The 13,296-nt window shown below is 37.1% G+C and carries 11 protein-coding genes and 2 pseudogenes; 3 read left to right on the top strand and 10 right to left on the bottom strand.

What is annotated here, in order from left to right; all coding sequences use genetic code 11:
• The first annotated feature begins 125 nt into the window (after nt 1-125).
• Nucleotides 126-1,322, top strand: coding sequence for an efflux RND transporter periplasmic adaptor subunit (locus tag EIB73_RS14105; RefSeq protein ID WP_125025874.1), 1,197 nt, complete (start codon nt 126-128; stop codon nt 1,320-1,322).
• Between the two features lie 6 nt (nt 1,323-1,328).
• Here EIB73_RS14105 and EIB73_RS14100 read toward each other — a convergent pair whose 3' ends face one another.
• From EIB73_RS14100 to lptB, 5 genes and pseudogenes are all read right to left on the bottom strand, one after another.
• Nucleotides 1,329-1,949 (bottom strand): hypothetical protein, encoded by a 621-nt coding sequence (locus EIB73_RS14100; RefSeq protein WP_185144622.1) that lies wholly within the window; start codon nt 1,947-1,949, stop codon nt 1,329-1,331.
• A gap of 55 nt (nt 1,950-2,004) precedes the next feature.
• A complete protein-coding gene (locus EIB73_RS14095; RefSeq protein ID WP_125025873.1) occupies nt 2,005-2,652 on the bottom strand; it encodes an HD domain-containing protein in 648 nt (215 codons plus the stop codon).
• A 74-nt stretch (nt 2,653-2,726) separates the two neighbouring features.
• On the bottom strand, nt 2,727-3,311 hold the full coding sequence (locus tag EIB73_RS14090) for a hypothetical protein (protein WP_125025872.1): 585 nt from the start codon (nt 3,309-3,311) through the stop codon (nt 2,727-2,729).
• A 14-nt stretch (nt 3,312-3,325) separates the two neighbouring features.
• A complete protein-coding gene (locus EIB73_RS14085; protein WP_185144621.1) occupies nt 3,326-5,134 on the bottom strand; it encodes an ABC transporter ATP-binding protein in 1,809 nt (602 codons plus the stop codon).
• A 446-nt stretch (nt 5,135-5,580) separates the two neighbouring features.
• Nucleotides 5,581-6,306 (bottom strand): annotated as a pseudogene (gene lptB, locus EIB73_RS14080) (LPS export ABC transporter ATP-binding protein); the annotation flags it as partial.
• A 136-nt stretch (nt 6,307-6,442) separates the two neighbouring features.
• Here lptB and EIB73_RS14075 point away from each other — a divergent pair.
• Together EIB73_RS14075 and EIB73_RS14070 are read left to right on the top strand one after the other, a co-directional pair.
• Nucleotides 6,443-6,937 (top strand): RNA polymerase sigma factor, encoded by a 495-nt coding sequence (locus EIB73_RS14075; RefSeq protein WP_125025870.1) that lies wholly within the window; start codon nt 6,443-6,445, stop codon nt 6,935-6,937.
• A complete protein-coding gene (locus EIB73_RS14070) occupies nt 6,930-7,601 on the top strand; it encodes a beta-carotene 15,15'-monooxygenase (protein WP_125025869.1) in 672 nt (223 codons plus the stop codon). Before EIB73_RS14075 ends, EIB73_RS14070 begins: the two co-directional genes overlap by 8 nt.
• Before the next feature lie 36 nt (nt 7,602-7,637).
• Here EIB73_RS14070 and rpoN read toward each other — a convergent pair whose 3' ends face one another.
• The 5 genes and pseudogenes from rpoN to EIB73_RS14045 form a co-directional block, all read right to left on the bottom strand.
• Entirely contained in the window at nt 7,638-9,116 is a 1,479-nt protein-coding gene (rpoN, locus tag EIB73_RS14065; protein WP_125025868.1) for an RNA polymerase factor sigma-54, read from the bottom strand.
• A 72-nt stretch (nt 9,117-9,188) separates the two neighbouring features.
• Nucleotides 9,189-10,634 carry an asparagine--tRNA ligase gene (gene asnS, locus EIB73_RS14060; RefSeq protein WP_125025867.1) on the bottom strand — a complete coding sequence of 482 codons (1,446 nt, stop codon included), beginning with the start codon at nt 10,632-10,634 and terminating at the stop codon, nt 9,189-9,191.
• A gap of 441 nt (nt 10,635-11,075) precedes the next feature.
• Entirely contained in the window at nt 11,076-11,618 is a 543-nt protein-coding gene (gene rimM, locus EIB73_RS14055) for a ribosome maturation factor RimM (RefSeq protein WP_125025866.1), read from the bottom strand.
• Nucleotides 11,619-11,853: 235 nt separating this feature from the next.
• Nucleotides 11,854-12,396 (bottom strand): annotated as a pseudogene (locus tag EIB73_RS14050) (30S ribosomal protein S16); the annotation flags it as partial.
• 341 nt (nt 12,397-12,737) lie between these two features.
• Nucleotides 12,738-13,256, bottom strand: a complete 519-nt coding sequence (locus EIB73_RS14045; protein WP_125025864.1) for a hypothetical protein — start codon at nt 13,254-13,256, stop codon at nt 12,738-12,740.
• Between the last annotated feature and the right edge of the window lie 40 nt (nt 13,257-13,296).

Here is a 13,296-nt window from a genome sequence, read left to right as displayed (position 1 = left end):
AATAGATTCCCGGTTTGCGACCCGACCTGAATGGAGCTCTTTTTGTGAGGAGGAACGACGAGCAAAAAAGCGGGAATGGAGGGCGGAAAAAGTCGCCCAAAAAAAATAAAAAATAAACTAAGTATATGAAAAAGAAGTTCACTTTAAAAAAAGCCCTTTACATTCTGCTGGGAGTGGTATTTGTCGGCGCTCTGATCATGGGAATCACCTATCTCATCTCTTCGAACTCGAAAGAAAGCGAGACCTTTTTAACCAAAAAACCCTTCGTTCAAAACATGGATGACAAGGTTATGGCGACAGGCAAAATTGTACCACGCGAAGAAATTGAAATCAAACCCAACATCTCCGGAATTATCGATAAAATTCTGGTAACCGAAGGCGATAATGTGACGGCAGGTCAATTGGTGGCGACCATTAGAATTGTACCGAGCATTCAAAATGTGAACGCGGCTCAACAGGAAATTAATAATGCGAATCTTCAGATTAGCAATGCAGAAATTAATGTTGCTCAACAGCAGAAACAATTTCAAATGCAACAAAGATTATACACCCAAGGTGTCATTTCTAAACAGGAATATATCTCCGCACAACAGCAGTTACAATCTACGCAACAGACTCTGCGTAATGCTCAGCAACAAAGACAAACTGCGCAGAAAAATCTTCAGATCGCAAAAACAGGAGCTACGCCGGAATTGGCAGGTTTAGCGACCACACAAATTCGTTCGAAAGCCAACGGAACTGTTTTAGAAGTTCCTGTAAAAGTCGGAAGTCAGGTTATTGAAGCCAACTCATTTAACGCAGGAAGCACAATTTGTTCTATTGCAGATTTGAACTCTTTAATCTTTGAAGGGACGATTGATGAAGCGCAAGCGGGAAAACTGAAAGAAGGTATGGATATGAACATCGTGATCGGAGCTTTGCAAAATAAATCTTTCCCGGGCCGTGTAACCATGATTGCACCAAAAGGAAAGGAAGAATCAGGAACAATTAAATTCCCGATTGAAGGTGATGTTTTTAATAAAACCAACGAATACATCAGAGCTGGATTTTCTGCAAACGGGGAAATTATTTTAAGTTCTCAGAAAAATGCCTTGCTTTTAGATGAATCTTTAATTCAATATGAAAAGGTAAATGGGAAAGATAATTCTTTCGTTGAAGTGAAACAACCCGACGGAAAATTCAAAAAGGTAAATGTGAAACTCGGCGCCAGTGACGGAATTAATGTTCAGATTCTCTCCGGAATTACAAAAGATGCTGAAGTGAAAGTCTGGAATCCATCGGACAAAGACAAGGAAACGCTAAAAGAGCAGAAAGCAAAATAAAAACTCCTAAATCCTGAAAGCAATTTCATGATTTTTTGTTTTGGACTTCCGTATTAACAGAGCGAAATTTAGAAATAGAAGCAATAGATCCAGCGTGATCCAAATGGCGGTTTTGATATTCTCAAACTTCAAGGCCTCGATTTCCGTCTTTGCAATATTGGAAAGTCTACTGCTTTGAACGATATAATTTTGTACCTCAATGATCTGATCTTCGTTTTTATTGGGAACAGAGTGTTGCGTAAAATACACAAGATTCTTTTTTCCCATATAACCTGCGAGCCAAAACTCATCAGATTTAGGCATTTGAAGATAATCGATTCGGTAAAAATTGTTTCTAATTTTCCCAACGTGTCTTGTTTCGTATTTTAATTCTGAATCTGCATTTACTTTAATGATATAAAAATCTAAAGGAAAGGGCAGTTTATTGATAACCTGTACGGCAAGTGAGTTTTCCAGAAAATGGTCTACACTCTTCTGAAAAAATAAATACGCAAATAAAATAGATGAAGCTGCAACCACAAAAATGCGGAATACTTTTGCCCAAAGACCTAAAGTTCCCTTTTTTATCACCGAAAAAAGCAAGCTTAACGAAAGCAGTACTGCAAGCAGAAAAAATAAATAAAACATGCGTAAAGATAATTAAAATTCAGAGGTAGAAAACGTAAAATTAATTGGGTTCGATTTAATCAACATTCCATTCATGGTAAAACTGCTTTAGAAAACTGAGCATGAAATTATGTCGGTCTTCCGCCAGTTTTTTTCCGGTTTCGGTATTCATTAAATCTTTTAAAAGCAACAACTTTTCGTAAAAATGATTGATCGTTGTTCCGTTCGATTTTTTATATTCTTCTTTGGTTTGGTTCAGCTTCGGTTCAATTTCAGGGTGATACATTAAATTATTTTTAAAGCCTCCGAAATTAAAAGTCCGTGCAATTCCTATAGCTCCGATGGCGTCGAGTCGATCGGCATCTTGAACTATTTGCAATTCTATAGGTGGATTTTCTGCAATCTCATTTCTGTTTTTAAAGGAGATGTTTTTTATAATGAATAAAACCTGGTCAATAATGGGCGTGTCTGCATTTTGACTTTCCAGAAATTCCCTCGAAATTTTAATAGCTAACTCTTCATCACCATTATGAAATTTGGGATCTGCAATGTCATGAAGTAAAGCAGCCAACTCTACCACTTCCAAATTGCAGGTTTCATTCTGCGCTATTTTTTTGGAGAGTTTCCAAACCCTTTCGATATGAAACCAGTCGTGACCGGCTTCTGCTCCTTCTAGTTTTTCTTTAACAAAAGCTACGGTGCTTTCAATTATATTTTGGGACATATTTTTATTTTAGCAAAAAATTGAGAATGAAGAATGCATAAGTATAGAATAAGTTAATGACTAAAAACAGAAGATTACTTTGACACTTCTACAAACTGAAAGACCTGTTGGGTTTTTGGATTATAGATAATGGTGCTTTTGTTTGGGAATCTTTTCAGTTTATAATATTCGATACTTTTATCATTTTTAAGATCTTCTAAAAAACTCGTGTCTATCGTATTTGCAGGTAAAAACTTCTCAACAAAACTCAGTTTGTCTATAAAACTTTTACCATCAATTTTTCGGGCTACTTTGTCAGATTGCTCCTCATTGACTGTTTCCTGCTGTTCCAAAAAGGGAATAAGGATTTCTTTATCTGCTTTATACTTAAAAAGATAAGCCGGCGAACCGTTTGGAAAAGTAAACTTCTTGCCCTTAAAATCTGAAACTAAAGTTAATTCTCCGGTTGGAAAAACTTCTTGAAATTGTGTATCCTCCGCATTCGTCAGGGAATTTATGGAATTGTTTACGGTTTCATTAATGGTTTCTTTTACCGTATTCTGCGCTTTTTCTTTTACGCTTTGGGTTGTTTTGTCAATGGTTTCACTAATTTTTTCTTCCATCTCCGAACAGGAGATTAAGGCAGAAAATGCAATCATGACAACAAAATATTTTTTCATTTTTGGGTTTTAAATTAATTCTCCTGGAAGGAGCTCAGGAGTTTGTCTAAATTCAGACTTCGGGCAGAAGCATCGAAAATTTCACGATACACACCGTGTAAACTGATGAGTTCATCGTGAGTTCCGCTTTCCACAACCGTCCCTTTTTTCATGACATAAATACAATCTGAATCTAAGATCTGAGAAAGAGAATGGGAAATAATGACCACGGTTCTTCCCTTCTTAATGGCATCCAAAGAGTTTTTGATCTGCTCCGTTGCTATGGCATCTAAACTTGCCGTCGGTTCATCCAGAAAAATAATGGGTGGATCTTTCAAAAACAATCTAGCAATGGCAATCCGCTGTTGCTGTCCACCGGAAAGTTGAGTTGCATCATGTTGATATTTCTCCGGCAATTCGATCACCTGATCATGCAGATAGGCTTTTTTCGCTGCCGTTTCTATTTCTTCAAAACTGGCATTCATATTTCCGTAGCGAATATTGTCTTCAATACTTCCCTGGAAAATATGATTTTTTTGTAAAACCAGACCAATATCATTTCTTAAAGAAGTATTATCAAAATTATCCAGATTCACTTCATCCAGCATAATTTTTCCGGAGTCGGGCAGATAAAATTTACATAACAAATTAATCACTGTTGATTTTCCGGCGCCACTTAAACCAACTAAAGCTGTTGTCTTTCCATTCTGAATGGTCATCGAAACATTGTGCAGTGCTTTCGTTCCGTTCGGATAAGTAAAGTCGATATTCTGTAGTTCAAATTTCCCTTTAATATCTTTTTCTACAAATGTTCCATTGGGTTCCGTGTAGTCATCGGCATTTAAAATATCAAAATAACCTTCTGCATAAATCATAGCGTCATTCATATCATCATAAATACGGTGAAGCTGACGAATTGGTGCTGATACATTATTGAACAAAAGAATATGAAGCATAATTGCACCAATTGTCATTTGCTCATCGAGTACCAAATAAACCGTTAACAAAATAATTAAAACCACTCCAAACTGTTCGATGAAAGTCTTTAAACCATCATAAATAAAGTTGGTTCGGCGCGTAAAAAGCTGGCTTTCCATGAGCTGCATCTGCAGATCATACTGTTTTTTTCCTTCAAATTTTTCTCTTACAAAACTTTTAATGACCATAATAGAATTGATCAGATTTAAAAGTCCGGAGGTTTTCTGTTCCCGCTGATTACGCAACTGCCGGCGCACACCGGACAATTTTTTTGCCTGCAAAGAGCTGATGGTGAAATAAATAGGCACTACAATGGTTGACACTAAACCCACATACACATTTTGCATAAACATGATCACCAAAGCAATCAAAGCATTGGAAAACAGCGGTAAAATGTCAATAAAAAAATTCTGAACCAGTTTGGTTAAACTTTCGATCCCACGGTCAATCCGCTGCTGAAGTTTTCCGGTTTCGTGATTTTCATTGGTGTAAAAAGCCACGCTGTAGGTCAGGATCTTATCAATTGCGGTTTGGGCTAAAACAGAACTGGTATTAATTCTAATTTTTTCCCCGTAGAATTTCTGTCCAAACTGAATGAAAATATTTACGATTTCTTTTCCCAATAATATAGCGGAAATCACAACCAACACATGAATTCCTTCATCCATCGGATTTGGAAGCTGTGTTAATTCAGTCACTTCATCTACCGTATATTTTAGAACCAAAGGATTCACCTGAGCCATCAATGCACCGATAAAAGTTAAAAACAAGGTGAAATACATCATCAAACGATAAGGTTTGATAAAAGGAATCAGCTGCTGATAAATGTGATATAGGGTGACGGTTCGGTTAAACGGTTTTGGCATACGATGTAAAAATGACTTTAAAAATTAAAAATGAAACTCAATTTACAAAAATCCTACCATGTCGACCTAATAATTTCTCCCTCAATCGATTTTAAGATCTAATTCTGACCTTACGAATCAAAAGAATAGCTGGTTAAGAAATGTAAATTTGACTTGCTTAAAGCTTTAGAATCTGCTTCTGCCTGTTCCAGCGTATACAGCGAATTAATTTCTCTTTTCTGAAACAGGAAAGAATTGTTGGCTGTTTTGTCAACTACTTCATTGAAGATATGTTCTATCTCAGAATTCGCCAAAGAAGCAAAACTGATGTCTTCAAAACCATACATTAAACGCAGGTTTTCTGCATTTGAAAAATTTTCATTGACAAAGTTTTGAAATTGATTTTTAGAATCAAAATTTCCGGCCCAAATATTATAAACAAAAGATCTTTTCTTTGGCTTATTTAAAATATCCTGGTACACGAAATTCTCCCCAAGATAAGCTTCACGAACCTGCGGATCATTCGCCAAATCATGTGGAAGTCCTTCTTTCAAAATTCTTCCTTCAAACATAATGTAAGTCTTATCCGTGATCGCCAAGGTTTGTTGTACATTATGATCGGTGATTAAAATACCGATGTTTTTGTCAACCAAACTTCTTACAATTTTCTGAATATCTTCTACCGCGATAGGATCGACGCCGGCAAAAGGCTCATCTAACAAAATAAAATTAGGACTTGTCGCGAGACAACGGGCAATTTCGGTTCTTCTTCTTTCCCCACCGGACAATAAATCTCCCCGGTTTTTACGCACGTGTTGCAGAGAAAACTCTTCGATGAGTTCATCGCATTTCATTTTTTGTTCGCGCTTCGAAAGTTTTGTTAATTGAAGCACGCCCAGAATATTATCTTCTACCGAAAGTTTACGAAAAACGGAAGCTTCCTGCGCCAGATATCCAATTCCCTTTTGAGCACGGCGGTACATAGCATCGTTGGTGATCTCGTTATTGTCCAAATAAATCTTCCCAGAAGTTGGCTTCACCAAACCTACGATCATGTAGAAACTGGTGGTTTTGCCCGCACCATTCGGACCAAGAAGCCCTACGATTTCCCCTTGAGCAACTTCTACAGAAACTCCTTTCACCACTTTTTTTGGCCCGTATTCTTTAATTAAATTTTCTCCGCGTAGAATCATGGGGCAAATATAATAAATTAGATGAAGTTTGAGGAAAAAACACTCGATAGTACACAGATAAATAAAGGTTTAGAGCAATAATGTATTTAATTTCGGTTAAAAAAAATTATCTTCGCTTTTTATAAATCGTCAAGGTTTGAGTGCGAAAGAGAAAGAGTTTGCGAAATTAATTAAAGATAATCAAGGTTTGATTATCAAGGTTTCACGACTCTATACCAACACCTTAGAAGATGAGCAAGATCTTTTTCAGGAAATCGTGTTACAACTTTGGCGTTCTTACGACTCATTCAAAGGGCAATCGAAAATATCTACCTGGATGTACCGTGTTGCTCTGAATACTGCAATCACCTTATTCCGAAAAAAAACAAAGTCGCCACAGACTGATGAATTGATGGATTATCATCACTCCGATTTTCTGGAGGATGATGACGAAAAACAACAGCAGGTAAGCGTTCTTTATAAAATTATAAAAATGCTGCCCAGTGTAGAAAGGGCGATTGTGACGATGTATCTGGATGATTTACCTTACCGTGATATTGCGGAAAACTTAGGAATTACCGAAGTGAATGCGAGAGTGAAAATGAACAGACTTAAGAAAACTTTAAAACAACTGATGGAAAAACATGGCTGAGTTTGATTTAGACAGTTTTAAAAAAACCTGGCAGCAAGAACCTGCCCAGCCCAAATATGACAGCAACGAAATTGAATCGATGCTGAATAAATCCTCGCGAAATTATGTGAAATATATTCTTTGGATCAGTCTTGCAGAATTTATTATAATCCTAAGTGCAAATATTTACTACAGTTTTCTGGGAGATGACACTTCGGATCTACTGCGGATTTTAAAAAGATTAGGAATTAATGACTCCACCAATTTTGAAGGAGCCATCAGCAATTTATATCTCATTTTAAAATTAATAAGTCTTGCTCTTACCGGCGTTTTTGTTGTCGTTTTTTATCAGAATTACCGAAAGATAAATGTAGAATCTAATCTGAAAAAACTTATTCTGCAAATCATTAGATTCAAGAAAACAGTTCAGCTATTTATTCTGGCGAATATTTCCCTGGTGATTTTATTCACTGCCGTATTGGGAATTTTCACCTTATCCGTTTTAGATGAGCAACATATTAAATTAACGAATCCTACCCTTTTAGGCTTTATTACAGGATTAATGCTAACGATGGGATTAAGCGCAGTTTTAATGTGGGTTTATTACCGCGTGGTTTACGGTTTAATTCTGAGCCGCTTGGGCAAGAATCTAAAACAGCTCCAAAATATAGAAGAGGGAAATTAATTTCCCTCTTCTTTATTATATATCGCTAAATAATTTTTATAATTCTTTTCGCAAACGTGCGACCGGAATATTAAGCTGCTCCCGGTATTTCGCAATTGTTCGTCTTGCTATATTATATCCTTTTTCCTTTAACAAACCTACCAAAGCGTCGTCTGTCAATGGTTTTCTCTTGTTTTCGTTGTTAATGACGTCCTGCAAGTGGGTTTTAATTTCTTTCGTAGAAACTTCTTCTCCATCATCGTTTATCAATGAATCTGAGAAAAGACTTTTCAAATAAACAATTCCATTTGGAGTATCGGCATATTTGCTTTTTACGACCCGCGAGATCGTAGAAATATCGAAACCGGTAATATCTGCGACGTCTTTTAGAATCATTGGTTTCAATGATTTATCATCAGCCGTGATGAAATAATCTTTCTGCAACTTTACAATCGCTGAAATTGTTTGCAATAAGGTATTTTGGCGTTGGTTGATCGCATCAATATACCATTTTGCTGCATCTAATTTCTGCTTAATGAAAAGTGCTGCCTGTTTATGTTCTGCTGATTTTTTATCGTGAGAATAAGTGGTCAAAATACTTTTGTATTCATCAGAAACTCTTAAAGAAGGTGCATTCTTGCTGTTCAGGGACGGAATTACTTCCACTCCTTTAGCACCGTTATCTTTAACAGTGATCAAGAAATCCGGAATAATTTCATTATTAATGGTGATGGTTTGCGAATCAAAATTCCCCCCAACTTTCGGAGACAATTTGGAAATTACTTCCAAAGCATCTTTTAAATTTTCTTCTTCAATATCGTATTTCTGAATAATCTTGTTATAATGCTTATTGGTTAAAGCATCAAACTGATTTCTCAAGATATTGGCCGCTAAACTCACCGCTTTATCAGCGCTCACTTTTTTCTCGATCTGCAGCAATAAACATTCCTGAAGGTCGCGTGCACCAACTCCCGGCGGATCTAATTTCTGAACGTAATTTTCTAGAATTTCCGTCACTTTTTCAACGGTGGTAAAAAGACCTTGGGAAAAAGCAAGATCATCTACCAATTTCTTAATTTCACGACGCAAATAACCATCGTTGTCGAGATTTCCAATAACATATTCTGCAATTTTTAAATCTTCGCCATCGATTTTTGCCAGGTGAATCTGTTCCAAAAGATAGTCATATAAAGACTGTCCTTCTGTGAGGAGTGATTGGTTATCAAACTCTTCATCATCAGCAGAGTAATTGTTTGCAGATGATTTATAGGCCGGTTCGTCATCGAAAATGTATTCATTAACGTCGAAATCGGTATCGATACTTTCGTTCCCTTCATCTTCATATTTATCATCAAGCGAGGCGTAGTCTTCATCTTTATTTTCTTCCTGCACTTTTTCCAAGGCCGGATTTTCTTCCAATTCGCGCTCCAGTTCCTCTTCGAATTCGAGCGTGTGAAGCTGAATCAACTTCATAAGCTGAATTTGCTGAGGGGCCAATTTCTGGCCAAGTCGCATTTGAAGATTTTGTTTTAACATATTATTTTGCTAATCTCTTGTGTTTTTAAAATTGAATAATAATTCCCAAGTCATAAACTTAGTAAAATTATTTTAGAATTCCGCATTATGTGGAGTTCTAGGGAAAGGAATAACGTCTCTGATATTGGTCATACCGGTCACAAAAAGAACCAATCGTTCCAAACCAAGTCCGAACCCTGCGTGCGGAACAGAACCGAATTTTCTTGTGTCTAAATACCACCAAAGTTCCTCTTCATCAACATTCATATCCTTCATCTTGGTTCCCAACACCTCAAATTTATCTTCTCTTTGGGATCCACCAATAATTTCACCAATTCCCGGGAATAAAACATCCATTGCGGCCACGGTTTTTCCATCTTCGTTCAATTTCATGTAAAACGCCTTGATCTCTTTTGGATAATCAAAAAGAACGACAGGACATTCAAAATGTTTTTCTACCAAGAAGCGTTCGTGTTCACTTTGCAAGTCTGCGCCCCATTCCTCGATAGGAAACTGAAATTTTCCTTTTTTATTTTCTTTCGAATTTTTAAGAATATCAATTGCTTCGGTATAAGAAACACGCTTAAATCTCTTCTGGATCACATTCTGCAACTTCTCAATCAAACCTTCGGAAGCTCTGTCTTTCTCTGGTTTTTGCTTTTGCTCTTCGGCAAATCTTTTATCTAAAAACTCCAGATCATCTTTGCAGTTTTCTAAAACGTAGTTGATCACATACTTTAAGAAATCTTCCGCCAGATCGATGTTGTCTTCTAAATTATTAAAGGCAACTTCCGGTTCTACCATCCAGAATTCTGCAAGGTGACGCGTTGTATTCGAATTTTCTGCCCGGAAAGTAGGTCCAAAAGTATAAACCCGACCTAATCCCATCATCGCAGTTTCCACGCTTAACTGACCGGAAACAGTTAGATTGGTTTTCTTCCCAAAAAAATCTTTTTCAAAATCAATTTTTCCTTCCTCATTTCGTGGAATATCATTTAAATCAAAATTTGTAACACTGAACATTTCCCCAGCTCCTTCTGCATCAGCTCCTGTAATAATCGGCGTATTCATGTAGAAAAACTGATTCTGGTTGAAGAATTGGTGAATCGCAAAACTTACGGAACTTCTGACTCTAAAAACCGCGCTGAATAAATTGGTACGGAAACGCAAATGCGCCTGCTCACGTAAAACCTCTAAAGAGTGTTTCTTCGGCTGAAGAATGGTTTTGTCTCTTTCTTCGGTAAAGTTATCGCCGAGAATAATAATTTTTTTGGCAATAATTTCGATGCTTTGTCCTGCTCCCTGGCTTTCAACAACTTCACCCACAATCTTTAATGAGGCTGAATTGCTGATGTTTTTAAGAATATTTTCGTCAAACTTTTCAAAGTCTACCACGACCTGTAAATTGTTGATTGTAGATCCGTCATTCAAAGCAATAAACCGGTTCGAGCGAAATGCTCTAACCCAGCCCTGAATGGTAATGTCGTGATGTAACAGTTTTTTATAATCTCCTAATAATTCTTTTATAGTGGTTCTCATGTGCTAACAATCAATATTTTATTGGTCTGCGGAAATATTTTTTTCCTTTTAATTTATAAACAGTAGATGCAAACTTACTAAAAATTGGTGTAATTTTTGCTCCGGGACCAAAATTATAATAAAAAAACGCTCAATTTAGAAGCGTTTTTAATCCATTTTGATGATTTGAAAGAATCGATAATTTAGCGGTCTTCCCCAAACTGATATTTCTACAGAAGAGACGAAATTGAGTAACAATTAATTTTTGTTCCCTCAGTAACGAAGAAAATCTTGAATGAGATAATCGGGATATTGAACTTTTCGGGAAAGCATTGGAAGGATCCCACCTGCGACCCGGCTTGAGTGAAGCTCTTTTTAATTGGTGACTGAGCTTGCCGAAGCCAGCAATTAAAAAAGCGGGAACGGAAGACGGATAAAGTCGCCCTAAAAATAAATCAAACCTTACTCGTCTTTTTTCGACGGTACCAGAAAAACATCCATTAAACCTTCCGGCAAAGACATTTTAAGGAATTTCTCTTCCCGGTTCAGTTCCAGAATCCACTCTCTGATGATGGGAATAACGATTTGTTTGCCAGCCAAAGTAAGCACGAAATAGTGCTGACCGGTTTGGTCGTTAATCGATTCGATAATGCCACAGGATTTACCATCTTCTTCCCGGATTTCGAAGCCTACTACTTCATGATAGTAGAATTTGTTTCCCGTTAATTTTGGCAGGCCGGAAAGCGGTAGGTAAACATCTTTGCCCACCACCTGATCCACCAAAGCTTCGGTAGAATTTTTGAAAGAGATAATCAGTGTTTCGCCTTTACTCCAGGCTTGTTTGGCAACAAAAAAAGGAACGAGTAATCCGTTGATATCCACAAAAATGGTATCCAGTTTATTGTACATTTCGGGTTGATCGGTATCTAATTTCAGGAATACATTTCCGTGTAATCCATGTCTACGCGTGATTTTACCTAAAAAATAACATTCTTCTTTTTTCATGTTGCAAATATAATTGGTTCTAAAATAATAGAGACGTCAAAAAATGACGCCTCCATAATTCTTAACAATAAGAAATTTATTAAGCTTTAGCTTCGTCAGTTCCTTCAGTAGCTTCGTCTTTTCCTGTAATTTTCTCAGTAACGTTTGCTACTGTTTCTTTTACAGAATCAACTGCTCCTTCTACTGCGGCAGCAGCGCTACCTACAGTTTCTGCAACTGTTTCAACAACTGATTTTTCCTCAGTTGCTTTCGCTTCTGCGATTTTAGCTTCTTCAGCTGCTTTTTCTTCAGCGATTTTTGCATCAGCTTCTGCTTTTGCGTCATCTGCTAATTTTTGTGCAGCATCTAGTCTACTTTGGTTTACTTTGGCTTCAGCTTCCAAAGCTGCTTTTTTAGCATCTTCTTTCGCTTTGTTCAAACCATCTTTTTTCCCAAGTACTTGTTGCTCTTTAGCTTCTAACCAAGCAGCAAATTTGCTGTCAGCAGTCGCCTGATCGAAAGCTCCTTTTGCTACTCCACCTTGTAAGTGTCTTTTGTAAAGAACTCCTTTGTAAGAAAGAATTGCACGGGCAGTATCAGTTGGTTGCGCTCCGTTATTTAACCATTTTACAGCAGAATCTACATTAAGATCAATTACTGCAGGATTGGTTACCGGATTGTAAGTACCGATTTTTTCGATGAATTTACCATCTCTACTTGCTCTTGCATCGGCAACTACGATGTGGAAAAAAGGTTTTCCTTTTTTACCGTGTCTTTGTAATCTAATTTTTACTGACATAAATGTTTGAATTTGTGGGAACTCGTCCCGATTATTTATAAGGGTGCAAAGATAATGAAATTTTCTAACGCTACAATTCTATAACCGAATTATTTAGGGCATAACCGCCATTTTTTTTAGGAGCCGGGAACCTGCTTTCACTACTCGCTTCCCGCCCCGCTTTCCCTTGGCTTGGGAGAGCTTAAACACGCCGTTCAATCAGGGCTAGAAATTCCGTTTTGTTATAGTTCAGTTGGGAATATCTCGCTGATTGTCGCCCCGTAAAAGCCTTAAAATTGAGTAGGCAGAAATAGAGATTCCGCGGTAATGACAAAAAAGAGATTCAATATAAAATCAAAGTTTTACTGGAAGAACACCATGATCAAAGCCAAAATAAATCCAACTCCGGCGTAAATCATTCCACGTCGGAATGCTTTCGATTTGAAATTAAACATCCAAAAGGAAGAGATCACAAAGAAAAACAAGACCAATCCAAAGACCGTATTCAACGAGGCGTAACGGTGCTTGGAGGTTGATTTATGTAATTGGTTAAATTTTTCCAGGACAAAAGGCAACTCCATTTTGGAGTATTTTGCCTCACCGGTTTTCACGTTATAGGTTCCATCTTTAAAAGTTTTCAAATCGCCTTCTCCAGGTTCAAACTCCACATTCCTCATCTTGATTTCTTTCGCCAGTTCCTTTTCCGTCATATTGGGTTTCAAGACGATTTCCGTTTTATTTTCCTTTTTCAGGAAATTGGTATCGCGGTAAATGAGTAATACGCCGCTGAGCGCATAAACTGCCATAATTCCGGCCGCGAAATATCCTAAATAACGGTGCGTGATGCGCATAAATGATTTGGTATCCTTAATTTGTGCCATAGTTTCTGTTTTTTTATTTCTGTTTTGTTATGTAAAATAA

Origin of the sequence: Kaistella carnis, assembly GCF_003860585.1 — a bacterium.
In the GTDB taxonomy this organism is placed as follows: domain Bacteria; phylum Bacteroidota; class Bacteroidia; order Flavobacteriales; family Weeksellaceae; genus Kaistella; species Kaistella carnis.
The sequence above is the reverse complement of the archived record's forward strand: the minus strand, read 5'-3'. Positions and strand labels throughout refer to the sequence as shown.

Bases quoted from the DNA above. Each gene is read 5' to 3' on its own strand.
- EIB73_RS14105 (WP_125025874.1), top strand. From the start codon at position 126: ATGAAAAAGAAGTTCACTTTAAAAAAAGCCCTTTACATTCTGCTGGGA.
- EIB73_RS14100 (WP_185144622.1), bottom strand. From the start codon at position 1,949: ATGTTTTATTTATTTTTTCTGCTTGCAGTACTGCTTTCGTTAAGCTTG.
- EIB73_RS14095 (WP_125025873.1), bottom strand. From the start codon at position 2,652: ATGTCCCAAAATATAATTGAAAGCACCGTAGCTTTTGTTAAAGAAAAA.
- EIB73_RS14090 (WP_125025872.1), bottom strand. From the start codon at position 3,311: ATGAAAAAATATTTTGTTGTCATGATTGCATTTTCTGCCTTAATCTCC.
- EIB73_RS14085 (WP_185144621.1), bottom strand. From the start codon at position 5,134: ATGCCAAAACCGTTTAACCGAACCGTCACCCTATATCACATTTATCAG.
- EIB73_RS14070 (WP_125025869.1), top strand. From the start codon at position 6,930: ATGGCTGAGTTTGATTTAGACAGTTTTAAAAAAACCTGGCAGCAAGAA.
- rpoN (WP_125025868.1), bottom strand. From the start codon at position 9,116: ATGTTAAAACAAAATCTTCAAATGCGACTTGGCCAGAAATTGGCCCCT.
- asnS (WP_125025867.1), bottom strand. From the start codon at position 10,634: ATGAGAACCACTATAAAAGAATTATTAGGAGATTATAAAAAACTGTTA.
- rimM (WP_125025866.1), bottom strand. From the start codon at position 11,618: ATGAAAAAAGAAGAATGTTATTTTTTAGGTAAAATCACGCGTAGACAT.
- EIB73_RS14045 (WP_125025864.1), bottom strand. From the start codon at position 13,256: ATGGCACAAATTAAGGATACCAAATCATTTATGCGCATCACGCACCGT.